This window comes from Brevundimonas sp. Root608 (assembly GCF_001427825.1).
Taxonomy (GTDB): Bacteria; Pseudomonadota; Alphaproteobacteria; order Caulobacterales; family Caulobacteraceae; genus Brevundimonas.
In genome coordinates this window covers 343,092-359,825 of the sequence record NZ_LMGT01000004.1, presented here as the reverse complement: position 1 = coordinate 359,825, position 16,734 = coordinate 343,092, and the positions used below count along the sequence as shown (strand labels likewise).

Genomic DNA, 16,734 nt, shown 5'->3' with positions numbered 1-16,734 from the left:
GAACTTTCAAGGTGGGCGGTCCGATACGGCGCCCGTCCCCGGCACCTTAGGACCGGCGAACCGTCCGCGCCAACCATGTGACGCGAAAATGAACGGGAGGGGGTCGATAAGGCTCAGGTTGGGTCGGGCATTCTGCGGCCATGACCCGTCAATCCGTCGCGAAATTCGGCCTCGGCCAGATCGTCCGCCATCGGGACGCCGCCTTCCGCGGCGTCGTGATCGACATCGACCCCAGCTACGCCGGCGATCCCGCCGAAACGGGCGAGACGGCGCCGGACCAGCCCTATTATCAGGTCCTCGCCATCGGGCCGGACGGCGGCTTCATCGCCTATGCCGCAGAGGCCGCGCTGGAGCACGATCCCGAACTGTCGGCCCTGACCGAGGACGCCGAGCGCCGCTGGTTCACCGTCGACGCCCAGGGTCGGCACGCGCCGCTGTCCCACGCCATCCACTGAGACCGGCTGGCGCGCGCGTCGCCGGAGGCCTAGATTGCCAGGCAAGGGCCAGTCAGAGCCCGCAGGTCGCAGGAGCCGTCCATGTCAGACTTCGAGCATGTGTTCGACAAGCCGCCCGAGGGCGCGGCCGCCGACTGGACCATTCCGCAGGAATGGGCGTCCTACACCGAGGTCGAGCACCGGACCTGGGACACCCTCTACGCCCGGCAGATGAAGATCCTGCCCGGCCGCGCCGCCGACGTCTTCCTCAAGGGGCTGACCGCGCTGGACCTGAACACCGGCGGCATCCCCGATTTCGCGGTCATGAACCCCAAGCTCCAGGCCCTGACCGGCTGGACCGTGGTCTGCGTGCCGGGACTGGTGCCGGACGAGGTGTTCTTCGACCACCTGGCCAACCGCCGCTTCCCCTCGGGTCAGTTCATCCGCAAGCCGGACCAGCTGGACTATCTGCAGGAGCCGGACATCTTCCACGACGTCTTCGGCCATGTGCCGATGCTGACCGACCCCGACTTCGCCGCCTATATGGAGGCCTATGGCAAGGGCGGGCAGCGGGCCGCGTCGCTGGGCATGCTGCAGAATCTGGCGCGGCTGTACTGGTACACGGTCGAGTTCGGCCTGATGCAGGACGCGGGCGGCCTGCGCATCTACGGCGCCGGGATCGTGTCGTCGGCGACCGAGAGCGTCTTCTCGCTGGAGGACCCGTCGCCCAACCGGCTGGGCTTCGACCTCGAGCGGGTGATGCGGACCCTGTACCGGATCGACGACTTCCAGCAGGTCTATTTCGTCATCGATTCCATCGAGCAGCTGAAGGCCGAGACGCTGAAGGATTTCGGCCCGATCTACGACCGGCTGAAGGGCGCCGACGCCATCGCCATCGAGGCCGTCCTGCCGACCGACCGGGTCTTCACCCGCGGCACCCAGGCCTATGCGGCGCGGGGCGGGCGGTTCGCCGCCTGATCGTGGGTGATCAGGCTGTTGCGGCCGGTGTCCCGCATCCGGATATAGGTCAGTAGCGACACGCCGATCAGGCCGGTGACGTACCAGAAGAAGGCGCTCTCCATGCCTTCGCCCTTGAACCACAGGGCGGCGTATTCCGCCGTGCCGCCGAACAGGGCGTTGGCGATCGCATAGGGCAGGGCGACGCCGAGGGCGCGGATATGGGCCGGGAACAGCTCGGCCTTCACCACGGCGTTGATCGAGGTGTAGCCGCTGACGATGATCAGAGCCGCCATCGCCAGCAGGAAGGCGACGAAGGGACTCTCGACCCCGGACAGGGCCGTCATGATCGGCACGGTGAACAGCACGCCCATGACGCCGAAGGCGATCATCACGGGGCGTCGTCCGATCCGGTCCGACAGGGCGCCGACGGCGGGCTGCAGCAGCATGAAGACGAACAGCGCCGCGGCGCTGACCTCGGTCGCGGTCGTCTTCGAAAAGCCGGTCGTGTTGACGAGGAATTTCTGCAGATAGGTGGTGTAGGTGTAGAAGGCGACGGTCCCGCCGGCGGTCAGGCCGAGGACCATCAGCGCCTCCTTGGGATGTTTGAGGATCAGCAGCAGGGCGCTGGATTTCGGCGCTTCGCCGGCGTCCGAGGCGATGAAGGCCGAGGTCTCGTCCAGCCGTCGCCGCAGCCAGAAGACGACCACCGCCAGCCCCGCGCCGACGAAGAAGGGGATGCGCCAGCCCCAAGCCGCCAGATCGGCCTCGCTCATCGTTTTCTGCAGCACGATCAGGAGCAGCAGGGCCAGGAGCTGGCCCGAGATCAGGGTGACGTACTGGAAGCTGGACCAGAAGCCGCGGTGCTTCGCCGTGGCCATCTCCGACAGATAGGTGGCCGACGAGCCGTATTCGCCGCCGACGCTGAGCCCCTGCAGCAGGCGGGCGAACAGCAGCAGGGCCGGGGCGGCGATGCCGATGGCGGCGTAGCCCGGGGTGCAGGCGATGATCAGGCTGCCGGTGCACATCAGGGTCACGGACAGGGTCAGCCCCGCCTTGCGGCCGCGGCGGTCGGAATAGACCCCCATGACCCAGGCCCCGACCGGCCGCATCAGGAAGCCGACGGCGAAGACGGCCGCCGCGCTGAGCAGCTGGGCGGTGCTGTCGCCCTCGGGGAAGAAGACGGGGGCGAAATACAGGGTGAAGGCGGCATAAGCGTACCAGTCGAACCATTCGACCAGGTTGCCGGCCGAACCGCCGATGATGTTGCGCAGGCGGCGGGCGGGGGTCATCGCTGCTTCGGTCATCCAATCCCCCTCGGCGTCATGGGAGAAGGGCTAGAGCGGTTTGCCCATCCGCACCAGAGGCACGGGCGCGCCACCGCGGTCGTCCTCGAAGCGCTCGATCTCGGCATAGCCGGCGGCGCGGTAGAGAGGCTCGCCGCCGAGGGTGGCGACCAATTCGGCGCGGTCGTAGCCCGCGGCGCGGGCGGCGGCCTCGCTCAGGCCGAGGATCCGGCGACCGACGCCGCGCCGGACGAACTCGGGCGCGGTGTACATGGCGCGGATGCGGGCCGCGTCGACGCCCGGCGTCAGGGGCGCGGGGACTCGGCCGGGGGTGTGGTCGCCGCCGTATTCGGTGATCCGCCCGCTCCAGCCGCCGCAGCCGGCCGGAACGCCGTCAGCCTCGACGATGACATAGGTGCGGTCGGCGATCAGCTGGCTGTCGATCCCCATCAGCTGGCGGCTGGCGGCGATCTGGTCAGGCGTCAGGAAGGCGGCCAAGGGGCCGGCGATCGACCGGTCCATCAGGGCCACCAGCGCCGGTATGTCGGCCTCGGTCGCGATCCGATGGGTGAAGGCGACCACGGCTCAGCCCCGCTGGAACGGATAGAAGCCGCCCCCGAGGCCGAGCAGGCCGGTCAGTTCGTCCAGCGCCCTCCGGCTCTCGTCCAGCAGGGCCGGATCGGCCAGGTCGGCCGGGGTCAGGCGGTCCCGGTAGTGGGCCTCGCCCCAGCTCGACAGCCGGGCGTGCAGGGCGTCGGTCAACCGCATGGCGGGATTGGCGGCCGCCTGTTCGGCCTCGGTCAGGACCACGCGCAGGCGCAGGCAGGCGGGGCCGCCGCCGTTGCGCATCGACTGGCGCACGTCGACGTATTCGACCCGGCCGATGGGGCCGTTGGAGGCGGCCAGCCGCTCGGCGACGGCGTGGCTGCGCGGGTTGTCGCGCGTCTCGGTGGGGCAGATCAGGGTCAGGCGATCCTCACCCGGAATCCGCACCAGCATGGAGTTGAACAGATAGCTGGAGATGGCGTCCGTCAGGGGCAGGTCGGCGGTCCCGACCTCGACGAAGATCGGCTCGAACAGGCCGCCGGCGGCGGCGCGGACGGCCGCTTTGGTGGCCTCCGTGTCCTCGAAGGCCAGCTCGTGGAAGAACAGGGTCTCCAGCGCCCCGACGCAGACCACGTCATTGTGGAAGGTGCCGCCGGCGATGGCGGCCCTCGACTGGCGGGCGAGGACGACGCCGGAAGCGCCGTGCCGCCGAGCGACGGCTTCCGAGGCCTCGCGGGTCTGGCGGGCCGGGAAGGCGCCGGACCAGGGCTCGAACGCTTCGCGGCCCCAGACCAGCAGGTTGACGCCGGGCTCGCCGTGGTCGGCGCACAGGCGGACGTGGTTGGCGGCGCCCTCGTCGGCGAGGTGGGCGACCGAGGTCAGGGCGTCATGGACGGCGAAACGGTCGGGGTCGGGGAAGAGGGCGTCCAGCGCCCGCTTCGTCTGCCGGTGCTCCAGCGAGCGGTGTAGGTTGGTGACCAGGTTTGCGGGGGTGAAATGCACCCGGCCGTCGGCGGCGTCGGCGGACGGCGTCACCGTGGCGGCGTTGGCGGCCCACATCGGCGAGGCCGAACAGGCGGCGGCGGCGAAGGAGGGCGCGGTCTTCCAGGCGGCTTCCAGCACGGCGGCGTCGGAGCCGGTGAAGCCGAGGCTGCGCAGGAAGGGGATCTCGGGCCGCTCGTGCGGCGGCAGGACGTATTGCGGCAGGCCGAGGTCGGCCAGCCGCTTCATCTTGTCCAGCCCCTGCAGGACGGCGGCGCGGGGGTTGGAGGCCTCGCCGGCGTTGAGGCTGGACGCGAGGTTGCCGGGCGAGAGGCCGGCGTAGGAGTGGGTCGGCCCGATCAGGCCGTCGGCATTGGCTTCGACGGCGGAAGTCACGGCTCTCCCTCCCCTTCATGGGGAGGGACGATCGCGCAGCGATCCGGGTGGGGCTCGAAGGCGCCGGAGCGCGGACCGACGCACCCCACCCCGTCGCCGCTTCGCGCCGACGACCCTCCCCATGAAGGGGAGGGAGAGGCGCGGTGCATGATCACGGGCGCAGCCCCTTGATCTCGCTTTCGATGTTCCTGACCGCGCCAGCCTCGAAGCTGGCCACCGGATAGGCGCAGTAGTCGGCCGCATACCAGGCGCTGGGCCGGTGATTGCCGCTGGCGCCGAGGCCGCCGAAGGGCATGTCGCCGGCCGCGCCGGTCGTCGGGCGGTTGAAATTGACGACGCCGGCGCGGATGCGGCGGATGAACCGGTCCCAGTTGGCGGGGTCGTCGCTGACCAGGCCGGCGGACAGGCCGTAGCGGGTGGCGTTGGCCTCGGCGATGGCGGCGTCGAAGCTGCCGACGCGGGTCACGGACAGGAAGGGGGCGAACATCTCCTCGTCCGGGACGGCCACGCCGGTGACGTCGATGATGGCGGGCTTCACGAAGGCGCCGGGCAGGTTGTCGACGGGACCGGAGGCGCGGATGACCCTGGCGCCCATGGCGATACGGTCCTGCAGCGCCTGCAGCGCCGCCTCGGCGGCCTTCTGCGAGATCAGGGGGCCGGCGTAGGGTTCGGGGGTCGAATTCCACGGCGCGAGGATCAGCCGGTCGACGAAGGCGGCGACGGCCTCGACGATGGCGTCGCCCTGCGGGCCCTCTGGAACGATCAGGCGACGGGCGCAGGAGCAGCGCTGGCCGGTGGTGACGAAGGCCGACTGGACGACGATGCCGGCCACGGCCTCGGCGTCGGCGGCGTCCCAGACCACCAGCGGATTGTTGCCGCCCAACTCGAGGGCGAGGATCACATGCGGATCGTCGGCGAATTTGCGCCGGAAATGGGCGCCGGCCGCGCCCGAGCCGGTGAACATCAGGGCGTCGATGCCGCTGTCCAGCAGGGCGGCGCCCGTGTCGCGCCCGCCCTGGACGACATTGATCACGCCCGTCGGCAGATCCGCCTCGACAAAGGCCTCGGCCATCAGCTGGCCGATCAGGGGCGTCTCCTCAGACGGCTTGAACACCACGGTGTCGCCGGCCAGCAGGGCCGGGACGATATGGCCGTTGGGCAGGTGGCCGGGGAAGTTGAAGGGCCCCAGCACCGCCGCCACGCCGTGGGGGCGGTGGCGCAGCGTCGCGTGGCCGAAGCCGGTCTCCGCCGTGCGCTCCCCGGTGCGTTCGTCATAGGCGCGGATCGAGATGTCGACCTTGCCCGCCATGGCGCCGAGCTCGGCCGTGGTCTCCCACAGGGCCTTGCCGGTTTCGCGGCTGATGGCCTCGGCCATTCGCGGGGCGCGGTCCCGGAGCACGGCCTGATAGCGTTTGACGGCGTCGATGCGGTCCTGACGCGGGCGGTCGGCCCAGTCGGGGAAGGCGGCGCGGGCGCGGTCGGCGGCGGCCTGGACCTCGGCGGGCGAGGCGGCGGGGCCTTCCCAGACGGTTTCGCCGGTGGCGGGGTCGATGGATTTGAACGGGGGCATGGTCATGGGGCTCAGGCCTTGACCCGCACCGTGTCGCCGGCGCCGACCCTGAGGGCGTCGGCGGTTTCGGCGGTCAGGGTGGCGACGTCGCCCTCGATATGGGCGCGCTGGCGGACGGCGCGGAAGTCGGAGACGCTGTCGGTCGAGATCAGCGCCGGCAATTCGGCGTCGACCTCGGCGGCAACGACCACGGTCAGGCGGCGGGCGTCTCGGACGGTGCGGATGTTGTCCCGGCCGCAGGCGACCGTGGGGCCGGCGTCGAAGATGTCGATCAGGCCGTTGGGCCGGAAGCCCTCGCTCTCCAGCAGGGCCATGGCGGGCACGCCCTGCGGATGGACCTTGCCGATCACGGCGCGCGCCGGCTCGGGCAGCAGGTCGATGTAGATCGGGTGGCGCGGAGCGAGGTCGACGATGAACTGCTTGTCGGTCGAGCCCGTCATGCGGTCGGCCTCGTCGAAATCCATCGGGAAGAATTTGTGCGCCACATGGTCCCAGAAGGGGCAGGCGCCGTCGGGGGTGAAGACGCCGCGCAGCTCGGCCAGGACGTTTTCGTTGAACAGTTCGGGCTGGGCGCCGATCAGCATGTAGCGCGACTGGCTGAGCAGACGGCCGGCGCCGCCCTTGCGCCGGTCGGCCTTGAGGAAGAGGGAGCCGACCTCGGTCCAGCCGGTGCATTCGTTGACCAGGACGAGGGTCTTCTGCTCCAGGCGGACGCCCAGCGAAGGCGACGACTGGGTGTTGGTCACCACCCGGAACGAGAAGAACGGCCGGTGGAGGCCGACGGCGGCCTTGACCGAGCCGATGCCGTCGACGTCGCCGGTCTCCGACTCCTCGAGCATCAGGGTGTACCAGCGTTCCTGCGGCGCGAGATCGCCCGAGAAGCTGTCGCGGCTGAGGTCCAGGCGTTCGGCCAGCTGGTCGGGATCCTCGGGCAGGCTGGTGAAGCCGGGGCCGCTGAGGATGGCGAGTTCCAGCAGGTGGTCGAGGTCGGCGGGCGCGGCGGGTCGGACGACGAGCATGGGGGTTACATCGTCTCCAGACGCAGGGACTTGAGTTTCAGCGCATCGATCTCGCCCGAGGCGATCTTGCACAGGATCAGGGCGCTGAGCCGGGCGCGTTCGACGAAGCTGGCGGGCCAGGCGAACTCCTGGTCCGAATGGATGTCGCCGCCGAGGACGCCGAGGGTGTCGACATTGGGCAGGCCGGCGGCGTGCAGGTTGTTGCCCTCGCAGACGCCGCCGGAGGGCTTCCACGCCACGGTCTGGCCCAGCAGGGCGCCGGTGTCGCGCACCGCCTCGAACAGGGCCGTCTGGGACGCGTCCATCGGCTTGGGCGCGCGGGTCATGCCGCCGTGCAGGTCGAGGGTCAGGCCGGGGAAGGGGGCGTGGGCGGCGATCTCGCGCACCGCGGCCTCGATCCAGTCCGAGGCCGCCCTGTCAGGGACGCGGACGTTGAAGCGGACGACGGCGTTGTCGGCCACCACGTTCAGGGCTCCGCCGCCTGAGATCTTCGCGACATTGACGGTGACGCCGTCGCGAAGGCCGTTCAGGGCGTGCAGGCGGGCGGCGAGGATGGCCGCCCCGGCGACGGCGTTGGCGCCCTCGTGGAAGGCGCGGCCGGCGTGGGCGGCCCTGCCGCTGACGATCAGATGGTAGTTGCCGCTGCCCTTGCGCGCCCCGGCCAGGGTTCCGTCGGCGAGGGCGGGCTCATAGGTCATGCCGATGTGGCCGCGCGCGCCCAGCGCCGCCAGCAGGGGCGCCGAGGCGGGGGAGCCGATCTCCTCGTCGGGCGACAGCAGCACAGTCCAGCCGACGCGTTCGCGGTCGGGATGGGTCTCGAAGGCTTCCAGGGCGGCCAGCATGACGCTGATCCCGCCCTTCATGTCGGCGAGGCCGGGACCGTTCAGCGCGCCGTCCGGCCGGGTGGAGACGGTCTGGAAGCCGCTGTCGGCGGGGAAGACGGTGTCATAGTGGCCGGTCAGCACGACCTGGATCGGCGCATCGGGCCGGGCGGTGATCTTCAGGGCGTCGGCGTGGGCCTCGGTCCGCACCGCGCCGTCGTCGCCGACGGAGGCGGAGTCCTGCGTGGCTATTCGCCGGACCTCGGCGGGCAGACGCCGGGCCTCGGTCTCCAGCCTCTCCAGCATCCGGGCCAGACCTTCGGCGTTACGACTGCCCGAATTGACGCCGGACCAGTCGATCGCGCGACCGACGATGGCGGCTTCGCGCGCCGCGACATGGTCGAGCACGAGCTGGTCGGAGGGGTGAATTCGCATGCCGGCGGACCCTAGCCGGGCGGACGGCAAAGGTGAAGGCGAGCGCTAGCCCGTTTCCACCGCCGGACGCACGCGCTAGGCTGCCCCACCATCGAGGGAGGAACACCATATGACTGACTGGATCCGGGCATCCAATCCGACGACGCCGATCACGACCGAGGGCGAAGCGATCGCTGCGGCAAGGGCCAGCGCCATCGCCATTTTTCTCGGCGTCCTCTGGGGCGTGATCGGGATTGTCTATCTGATGACGGCGGGGCAGGCGCTGATGGACGCCGCGGTCGCCCAGGCCACCGCCCAGAATCCTGAAACCGCGGGCATGGCCGCCATGATGGCGCAAGGACTCCTGGGGCTGTCGATCGGCCTGGTCGTCATCCAGCTGATTATCGGGCTGGTGCAGTGGTTCAAGCCCAACATCGTGATCCCGATCATCTTCGCCATTCTGGTGGCCTTCGGCCTGATCACGGGCTTGATGGCCGCTTTCGGCGTGGGTCAGCCCGAGACCTCCGCCGCCGTCGCCCCTCCGGCATGGCAGACCTGGGGCGGACTGGTGATCCTGGTCGTCCAGATGGTCCTGCACGTCGCCGGCATTCGCGGGGCGCAAAAGCTGGACAAGCTGCGCTTCGCCGCCGCCCAGACCTACTAGTCCCTAGCGGTTCGGGCGCGGGTCCTCGCGACCGGCGCCCGGCTGCCGGGACTGGCGGCGCCAGCGGATCGACAGGCTGGCCTCGCCCTGTCCCCCGAATTTCGAGCTGATGGTCAGGTTGCGACGCACCTGCCATTCGACGTTCACGGCCGCGCCGTTCTCGCCGCCGCCGATGATCTCCACATAGACATTGTCATTGATGTAGCGGCCGCCGGCGACGGTCAGGCCGGACGCCTCGCCGCCGAACGAGAGGCGATCCAGGCCCGCGAGCTCCCGCAGGTTGCCGATCACGTCGAAGCCGCCGCCGCCGGCCAGGGCCGCGACGCCGGCCGCCAGCTGCGCCGCCTCGAACGCCGACAGCTGCGAGGCGGAGCGTCCGAACAGCACCTGTGACAGGATTTCGTCCTGCGGCAGGGCGGGGGTCGAGGTCAGGGCGATCTCGGGCCGGGCGGCGGTGCCCGTGACGCGGATCGTGGCGGTCAGCGCCGGGTCGTCGCGGGTGGCCGTCAGGTCCAGCCGGATGAGTTCGGGGTTGGTCGACAGACTGACGGTTCCGCGCTCGTCGAACACGAAACGCTTGCCGGCGAAGTCGTAGTCGCCGCGCACGACCCGCGCCGTGCCGCTGAGGATCGGCCGGCTGATGGTGCCGGTGACGCGGGCGTTGACGTTCATCTCCACGTTCAGGCCGCGGCCGACGACGCGCACGTCCCCGCCCGGGGAGCGCAGACCGATGTTGAGTCCGAACTGCAGGCCGCGCTGGCGGTTCTGTTCTTCCTCGGGGACATCGCCGCCGGGCTTGTTGATCTCGATCACCTCCATGCGGACGATGCCGTTCGAACCCGGCGGATTGGCCTCGATGCGCGCCTCGTCGATGTCCATCTCGCCGGTCAGGGTGATGTTGCCGTCCTGGCCGCGCGTCACCGTCAGGGGGCCGGACGCCCGGGCTTCGGCGATGTCGTTGTCGATGATGCGGAACCGGTTCAGCAGCAGCTGGAAGCTGGATCCGGAACCCTGGCGCAGCCCGATGCGGCCGTTGCCCGTCACCGAGCCGCCGGCCCCGTCCACGGCGCTGAAGGCTTCGACCAGGCCCGTGGTGTCGTCGAACCGGCTGGCGAGGGTGACGTTTTCCAGCCGCACGCCGGTGGCGCTGTCGCGGAACGTCCCCTGTTGCAGGTCGAGCCGTCCGTTGATCCGCGGGGCGGCCAGCGAACCCGCCAGGCTCGCGCGGGCGTCCACCTGCCCGGTCAGGGACCGTTCGCCGCCGGCGAGCAGGTCCCAGATCGGCTGGATCTGACCCTGGATGGAGATGTCGCCGGACATTTCCCGCGTCCGCACGATGGCCAGACGCAGGGGCACGGCCGAGGCCTCCACAGGCAGGGTGACGTCCGCCGTGGCCCGGACCGCGTCGCCGTCGTTGGCCTGGGCCTGAACGCGCAGGCTGTCGTTGACCAGAATCGCATTCAGCGTGCCGTCGACCGCCAGACCGCGCGGCGCGTCGATGCTGCGAATCTCCCGCAGCGCGAGGTTGGCCGAGCCCGACAGGTCGTCCCCGGCTCCCCGCAACGACAGCTGGCCCGTCACGGATCCCCGCATGTCGCGGACCACGGTTCCCAGATCGACGCTGGTCAGATTGGCTTCGATGATGGACGCCCGGGAGTCCTGACGGAGTTCGCCGAGCAGCACGCCCCCGCCGATGCCGAGATCGACCCGCACGACGCGTCCGTCGCCAGACAGGGCGACGACAGCGGGATTGCGCGTGGTGAAGGCGATCTCGCGGACCCGGCCGGATCCTTCCAGCACCACCGACTGTGCGCCCCCGTTCCGGGAATAGACCCCGGTTCCATCAAACGACACGGGGGTCGCGCCGCCGATGTCCGTCTTCAGTGTGAAGGGCAGGCGTGACAGGGTCCCGCGGCCGTTCAGGTCGAGCGTCCGGATCGTCCAGGTCGATCCCGTCAGGCGAACATTGCGGCCGGTCACATCCAGGATCGCCGTCTCGGCGCCGGCGCCGTCGGTCAGGCGAACCCGGCCGTCGGCGGTTCCGGAGGCCAGGAAGGCGCCGGGCCGGGCGGTGAACGTCAGGTCGGCGCTGGACGGGAAGCTGTTGGACAGGGCGATCGCGCCCTGGGCCGTGACGCCGCCCGCGTCCAGATCCACGTCCGTCAGCCGGATGCGGTCGCCCCCGAGGAAGAAGTTTCCGCTGGCCCGCGCCGGCCCGTAGTTGGATCCGGCGGTCAGGGCGATGCGTCCGTCCGAGGCGTCCGCGCCGCGCCGGAAACTCAGCACCATGTCTGCGTCGGTCAAAACCAGCGCCCCCGCGCTCAGCCTGCCGAACCGGGCCGTCAGATCCGCGCGCGGTCGGGCCAGGGTTCCGGTCAGGGCGCCGTCGCCCGTCATGGCTCCGTCAATGGCGACAGGGCCGACCCCGAAGGGTCCCTGCGCATTCCAGTTCAGGGCCAGCCTTAGCCGCCCGTCGCCCTCGATGAGGCCGCGCGCGCCGGCGGTGCCCTGGGCGCCGGTCAGCAGCGCCCGCTCGACCTCGATCCGTCCGCCGTTGAGGGCGCCGGTCGCCTGGAGCCGCGGGACGGGCCCGAGGAGGCGGTCCAGCTCCGCCATTCCGGTCGCCAGCCGGCGGCCGCGGGCATCGAAGGTGATTCGCCATGGCTGGCCCGCGCGCGTCATCGAGGCCGTGATCGGACCTCCGAACGCGCCGCGCGCGCCCTTGCGAAGGCGGGAGACATCGGTGATCTCGGCCCGGCCCCGGAACCCGAGGCCGCCCGTCAGGCTGCGTCCGCCCGAGCCGGAGAGGGTCAGGGCCTGACCGGTCGCCTGCACCCGTTCCAGCAGGATGGCGCCGTCCGCCAGCCGGGCGGCTTCAAACGTGATGCGCGGCTGGCCGCCCAGAAGACCGCCGACGATCCCGGCGCTCGATCCCCCGGCGGCGCGGAGATCGCCGTCCAGATCCAGCCGTCCCGCACGCATGCGCGCATTCAGGGGGCCGCGGACCCGTTGCGCCCGATAGCTTGAAACCTCGACCCCGAGCAGGTCCGCCGACCCGGTCAGGGTCCAGTCCGAGGGGGAGCCCCTGAACACGCCCTTGTACGCCGAGGGGCCCGCGGCGCTGTGGCCGACGAGCCGCGACAGGGACGGTGTCGAGACCTCGACAGCGATCCCGTCGGGGCTGCTACGATCGCTGAGCCTTACGTCCCCGCTGGCGCTGGCGTTGAGGTTGTCCGCGATCAGCCGCCAGCCGACGCCATGCAGGCCGTCGTCGTCGCTGTCGCTCGAGGTGGCGAAACCGAACCGGGCCGTGCGGCCGATCCGCTGCGCGAACGGCGCCAGCAGGTCCGATCCGGAGAAGTCGGCGAAGCCGGCGATCCGGGTCCGATCCTTCCCGTACCGTCCCTTGATCACCAGCGGCACGAAGTCGCCCGTCCGCACCAGGGCGTCGACGACCGAGCCGTTGACGATCGCCGTCGCGAAGAACGGGCGGTCGGGCGAATAGCCCAAGGCTCCGGCGAGAGGGCCGCCCCGGGCCTCTTCGGCGCGCAGGTTAAGGCGCAGATCGGCGATGGTCGCCCCGAGCGTGGCGTTGACGCGCAGATAGTCGCCGGGCCGGCTGTTGCTGGCGGCGTTCACGATCGCCTTCTTCGGACCCTTGCGCGGCGCGTCGGCTTCGCCCGACAGCCGCCAGCGGCCGTATTCGCGGCTGAAGCCCTCCAGCAGTTCGACGTCGGCGGAGAAGCGGTCGATGTCCACCGAAAGGGGTTGAGGCCCCGGGGGCGTGGTCGTGGGCTCGACCTCGGGCCGGCGGATCAGGCGGATGACCTCGGCCTCGACGTTGGTGGCGTGGAACTCGCGGGCCATGAGCGGCCACCAGTCCCAGTCGATATGGACCTTGCGCGCCTCCAGCCAGACGCCCTTCGCGTCGGTGACGGTGACGCGGTCGATGGTGAAATCGTCGAACAGGTCGCCGCGCACGCCCTCGACATTGATCCGGCCATAGCGACCCAGTTTCTTGCCGGCGACGAAACTGGTCACCAGTTCCCGTCCCGGGCCGGACAGGAGATACATCCGCCCGCCCACCAGACCGACGAGCAGGATGGCGGCGAGAATCGCCGCGGCCATGCCGCCGAAGAAGGCGATGGCCTGCAGCCGGGTGCGCTTCTTCTTCGCCGCTTCGGCGGGCGTGTCGGGCGGTTCCACGGGCGGCGGGGCGCCGGTCAAAACGCCTGTCCGATGCTGACGTAGACCTGGAAATCAGCGTCGCCGTCCCGGCGATCCAGCGGGAAGGCGATGTCGGCCCGGATCGGCCCGAAGGGCAGCTTGTACCGGACCCCGAAGCCGGCGCCGTACCGCAGGTTGCCGAAATCGGGCGTCTCCTGGAACCCGATCGCGCCGGCGTCGACGAAGCCCACGACCTGGAAGCTGCGCCAGACGTCGCGGCGGATCTCGACCGAGGCCTCGACGAGACTCAACCCCCCGCGGGGCGTGTTGTCGGGCAGACGCGGCCCGACGCCCTGGTATTCGAAGCCGCGCACCGAACCGCCGCCGCCCGAATAGAACAGCCGGTCAGACGGTATCGTCAGTTCCGCGCCGCCGACAATGGAGCCGAGGCGGGCGCGGCCGGCCAGGACGGTCTTCGCGCCATCCTGAAGCGGCAGATAGGCGGTGACCTGGGCCTCGCTCCGCAGAAAGATGATCGTATCCTCGCCCGACACCGCGGTCGGCTGCGCCCAGGCCGACAGCCGCCAGCCCGTCGTCGGATCGAGCGGGTCGTTCGACCGGTCCAGATAGGCGCTCGCCCGTCCGGTCAGTATGACCAGGTCACGGTCGAAATTGATCGGCAATTGCGTGACCGGATCGAACCGGTTCTCATCGTATTTGCCCGCGTCCAGGCCGACGCCGTAGCTGATCCAGGACGTCTTGCCGAGGCGCTGCTGAAGGTCGGCGGCCACGGCGAGGGCCGTGCGGCGATAGGCGTCCGTGTCCTCGTTCAGGACGGCGGCGGAGAGCCTCAGCGTCTCGCCCGGACGCCGCCAGTGCGGCAGGCTGAGGTTGACGCCCAGCCGGCTGTCGACATCGGCCGCGCGGGCCTGCCAGACCACGGTGTCGGCGCGTCCGAAACGGTTGTGCCAGGTCCAGATCAGATCGAGGCCCGACCCCTCGGCCGTCGAGAAGGTCGCGCCCGCCTCGAGAATCCGGCGTGGCCGGTCGGTCAGGGTGACGACGACCGGCCGGTAGCCATTGGTCAGACCCTGCTCGCGCGGCGCGAGGGCCACGCCCACGCCGTCGTAGACGCCCGTCTCGAGCAGCCGGCGCTCCAGTTCCGCGACATCATCCGGATCGTAGACGTCGCCTTCGGTCCAGGGCGCCAGGCCGGTCACCCAGGCGGGATTGGTCGGCCCGCGCGTCTCCAGCCGCACGCCGTCCAGACGCACAAGGGCGCCGGACGATATCCGGTAGTTGGGCTGGACGGTGAAGGTCGCATGGTCGACGACGACACGGCGGGGCTCGGCCGCCGCGTCGGCATATCCCCGGCGGGTCAGGGTTGCGACGACACGGCCCTCGGCGGCGAGAACGTCGCTCGCGCGTCCGGCCTGGTCCGGTTTGACGCTGATCTCGTCGAGCGCGGCGGCTTCGGACAGGGCGTCCGGCGCGGGGGCGGTCCATTGCACCCGGGGGTCTGTCAGCACGAACCGCCGCCCGGGCGTAACGTTGACGATGGCGACCGGGCTTTCCTCGCCCTCGACCGCATCTTCCAGCACGGGTTGGTAGTAGCCTTCGGACCTCAGCAGGGCTTCGGCGGCCTCCATGGCGCCGCGGGCGCGGCGGCGGGCCTCGAACCGGTTGGAAGGCGGCGCATCGACCTCGCCGACGGCGCGGACCAGCTGTTCGCGAAGCTCCGCGTCCATCTCGCCGCGAATCTGTGCGCGCGGGTCTGCATGGGCGGTGGACGCGAGAAGAGCGAGACCCGCCGTGCTGACGAGAAACAGGGCGTGCCTTGGCGTCAAACTGGAACTTTCGTCAGGGCGGTCGACCGCCGCCGATCAACGGACAGATCAGTAGAAGAGGGTTTCGCTCTCGGGTTTGACCGACTCTTCCGAAGACCGCTTCTCGGGCGGAACCGTGGTCGAGTCCGCGGGAGGGGTGTCTACGGCGCTGGGCTCTGCGACGGGGACGCCCGCGTCCTCGGCGGCGGGCGCCACCGGGGCTTCCATGGCGACGTCCGCGGTTTCCGGTTCGTTCGACTCGCGCGGATCGTCGCAGGCCGCGGCGGCGAGGGCGCTGGACAGGACCAGACAGGCAATCAGTCGTTTCATGGATGGCGTCTCCCCCGGATCGGCCTTCCAACGCGCGACCGGTTCGCCCGTTCCATAACCCTGAACGGGCGGATGGTCACCACGCCAGAGCGTGATCGGGACGAATTTGCGATCCGGCGCATGGACGGCGTCTCAGCGCCAGCGCGCCAGAGCCCCGTCGAACGTCATTGCGGCGCCCTCGGGCTCCGGACGAGGCTCCGAGCCGCCGAATCGCGGGGCCGGGGCGGGCTGGATCCCGCCCGACCCGACGAAGGTGTTCCGGGCCGCGTTATGCGGATGGCCTGGGGCCTCCGCGAGCGACAGCACGGGCGTGACGCAGGCGTCGGTTCCTTCGAACCGGGCGGCCCAGTCGTCGCGGTCCCGTGTCGCGAAAACCGCTTCCAGTCGCGCGTGCAGCGCCGGCCATTTCGCCGTGTCGTACTGAGGCGCCTCGGCTTCGCCGAGACCGAGGCCGGTCAGCAGGGCGCTGTAGAACTGCGGTTCCAGAGCTCCCACGGCGACGAAGCGGCCGTCGCGGCAGGCGAAACAGCGATAGAAGGGCGCGCCGCCATCCAGCAGATTCGCCCCGCGCGCGTCGCTCCAGAGGCCGCGGGCCCCGAGCGCATGGAACAGGCTCATCAGCAGGGCCGAGCCGTCCGTCATGGCCGCGTCCACAACCCGACCCGCGCCTGTACGCCGCGCTTCGATCAGGCCCGCGAGGACCCCCGTGACCAGCATCATGGCGCCGCCGCCGTAGTCGCCGATCAGGTTCAGCGGCGGCCGGGGCGGCCGGTCAGGCTCGCCCATCGCGTGGAGCGTCCCGCTGAGGGCGATATAGTTGATGTCGTGCCCCACCTCGCCGGCCTTGGGGCCCGTCTGCCCCCAGCCGGTGACGCGGCCGTAGACCAGCCGCGGATTGCGCGCGGCGCAGTCCTCGGGGCCGAGCCCCAGCCGTTCCATGACGCCCGGCCGGAAACCCTCGATCAGGCCGTCCGCCGCGGCGATCAGGTCCAGGACGCGTGTCCGGTCGCCGGCATCCTTCAGATTGACGGCCAGGGACGACCGTCCGCGATGCAGAATTCCGCCGCCCACGTCGGCGAAGACCGGCGCGCCGGCGCTTGCGCCGCGGGTCAGGCGCAGAACATCGGCGCCCAGGTCGGCCAGAACCATGCCGGCGAAGGTCACGGGACCCAGGCCGTCAAACTCGAGGATGCGCAGGCCGGACAAGGGTTTCATGACCGATGCCTAGCCCGACGTCCTCAATCCGTCGACCCGGCGCTTGACCCGGACGCCGGATTGCAAGAGAAGGCGCGTCGCCGGGTCGCGAGCGCGATCCTGCAGGTG

13 protein-coding genes are annotated in these 16,734 nt (G+C 70.7%); 3 read left to right on the top strand and 10 right to left on the bottom strand.

Annotated elements, in window-relative coordinates; genetic code table 11:
* Positions 1-140 precede the first annotated feature (140 nt).
* On the top strand, positions 141-455 hold the full coding sequence (hspQ, locus tag ASD59_RS08155; RefSeq protein WP_055830625.1) for a heat shock protein HspQ: 315 nt from the start codon (positions 141-143) through the stop codon (positions 453-455).
* An 81-nt stretch (positions 456-536) separates the two neighbouring features.
* Positions 537-1,412: a phenylalanine 4-monooxygenase gene (phhA, locus tag ASD59_RS08150; RefSeq protein ID WP_055830623.1), complete on the top strand. Its 876-nt coding sequence runs from the start codon at positions 537-539 to the stop codon at positions 1,410-1,412.
* On the opposite strand, the gene ASD59_RS08145 is transcribed toward phhA, so the two are convergent.
* The 6 genes from ASD59_RS08145 to ASD59_RS08120 all read right to left on the bottom strand — a co-directional run bounded on the left by ASD59_RS08145 (position 1,379) and on the right by ASD59_RS08120 (position 8,445).
* Entirely contained in the window at positions 1,379-2,698 is a 1,320-nt protein-coding gene (locus tag ASD59_RS08145; RefSeq protein ID WP_055830621.1) for an MFS transporter, read from the bottom strand. The genes phhA and ASD59_RS08145 overlap by 34 nt on opposite strands.
* Before the next feature lie 30 nt (positions 2,699-2,728).
* The gene (locus ASD59_RS08140) at positions 2,729-3,259 is read right to left on the bottom strand and encodes a GNAT family N-acetyltransferase (RefSeq protein WP_055830619.1); all 531 of its coding nucleotides are present in this window, start codon (positions 3,257-3,259) and stop codon (positions 2,729-2,731) included.
* A 3-nt stretch (positions 3,260-3,262) separates the two neighbouring features.
* Positions 3,263-4,600, bottom strand: coding sequence for an N-succinylarginine dihydrolase (gene astB, locus ASD59_RS08135; protein ID WP_055830617.1), 1,338 nt, complete (start codon positions 4,598-4,600; stop codon positions 3,263-3,265).
* A 151-nt stretch (positions 4,601-4,751) separates the two neighbouring features.
* Positions 4,752-6,170, bottom strand: coding sequence for a succinylglutamate-semialdehyde dehydrogenase (astD, locus tag ASD59_RS08130; RefSeq protein ID WP_055830735.1), 1,419 nt, complete (start codon positions 6,168-6,170; stop codon positions 4,752-4,754).
* Positions 6,171-6,181: 11 nt separating this feature from the next.
* Positions 6,182-7,189: an arginine N-succinyltransferase gene (locus ASD59_RS08125; RefSeq protein ID WP_055830614.1), complete on the bottom strand. Its 1,008-nt coding sequence runs from the start codon at positions 7,187-7,189 to the stop codon at positions 6,182-6,184.
* A 5-nt stretch (positions 7,190-7,194) separates the two neighbouring features.
* Positions 7,195-8,445 (bottom strand): hydrolase, encoded by a 1,251-nt coding sequence (locus ASD59_RS08120; protein WP_055830734.1) that lies wholly within the window; start codon positions 8,443-8,445, stop codon positions 7,195-7,197.
* 109 nt (positions 8,446-8,554) lie between these two features.
* Here ASD59_RS08120 and ASD59_RS08115 point away from each other — a divergent pair, with 109 nt between their 5' ends.
* Complete coding sequence (locus ASD59_RS08115) at positions 8,555-9,088, top strand: hypothetical protein (RefSeq protein ID WP_055830612.1); 534 nt, start codon at positions 8,555-8,557, stop codon at positions 9,086-9,088.
* Positions 9,089-9,091: 3 nt separating this feature from the next.
* On the opposite strand, the gene ASD59_RS08110 is transcribed toward ASD59_RS08115, so the two are convergent.
* From ASD59_RS08110 to ASD59_RS08095, 4 genes are all read right to left on the bottom strand, one after another.
* Positions 9,092-13,315, bottom strand: coding sequence for a translocation/assembly module TamB domain-containing protein (locus ASD59_RS08110; protein ID WP_055830610.1), 4,224 nt, complete (start codon positions 13,313-13,315; stop codon positions 9,092-9,094).
* The gene (locus tag ASD59_RS08105; protein ID WP_235561759.1) at positions 13,312-15,003 is read right to left on the bottom strand and encodes an autotransporter assembly complex protein TamA; all 1,692 of its coding nucleotides are present in this window, start codon (positions 15,001-15,003) and stop codon (positions 13,312-13,314) included. Before ASD59_RS08105 ends, ASD59_RS08110 begins: the two co-directional genes overlap by 4 nt.
* A gap of 147 nt (positions 15,004-15,150) precedes the next feature.
* Complete coding sequence (locus tag ASD59_RS08100; RefSeq protein WP_055830606.1) at positions 15,151-15,411, bottom strand: hypothetical protein; 261 nt, start codon at positions 15,409-15,411, stop codon at positions 15,151-15,153.
* Between the two features lie 132 nt (positions 15,412-15,543).
* Complete coding sequence (locus tag ASD59_RS08095) at positions 15,544-16,626, bottom strand: CaiB/BaiF CoA transferase family protein (protein WP_055830604.1); 1,083 nt, start codon at positions 16,624-16,626, stop codon at positions 15,544-15,546.
* Between the last annotated feature and the right edge of the window lie 108 nt (positions 16,627-16,734).

Bases quoted from the DNA above. Each gene is read 5' to 3' on its own strand.
- hspQ (WP_055830625.1), top strand. From the start codon at position 141: ATGACCCGTCAATCCGTCGCGAAATTCGGCCTCGGCCAGATCGTCCGC.
- phhA (WP_055830623.1), top strand. From the start codon at position 537: ATGTCAGACTTCGAGCATGTGTTCGACAAGCCGCCCGAGGGCGCGGCC.
- ASD59_RS08145 (WP_055830621.1), bottom strand. From the start codon at position 2,698: ATGACCGAAGCAGCGATGACCCCCGCCCGCCGCCTGCGCAACATCATC.
- astD (WP_055830735.1), bottom strand. From the start codon at position 6,170: ATGCCCCCGTTCAAATCCATCGACCCCGCCACCGGCGAAACCGTCTGG.
- ASD59_RS08125 (WP_055830614.1), bottom strand. From the start codon at position 7,189: ATGCTCGTCGTCCGACCCGCCGCGCCCGCCGACCTCGACCACCTGCTG.
- ASD59_RS08120 (WP_055830734.1), bottom strand. From the start codon at position 8,445: ATGCGAATTCACCCCTCCGACCAGCTCGTGCTCGACCATGTCGCGGCG.
- ASD59_RS08115 (WP_055830612.1), top strand. From the start codon at position 8,555: ATGACTGACTGGATCCGGGCATCCAATCCGACGACGCCGATCACGACC.
- ASD59_RS08105 (WP_235561759.1), bottom strand. From the start codon at position 15,003: ATGGACGCGGAGCTTCGCGAACAGCTGGTCCGCGCCGTCGGCGAGGTC.
- ASD59_RS08100 (WP_055830606.1), bottom strand. From the start codon at position 15,411: ATGAAACGACTGATTGCCTGTCTGGTCCTGTCCAGCGCCCTCGCCGCC.
- ASD59_RS08095 (WP_055830604.1), bottom strand. From the start codon at position 16,626: ATGAAACCCTTGTCCGGCCTGCGCATCCTCGAGTTTGACGGCCTGGGT.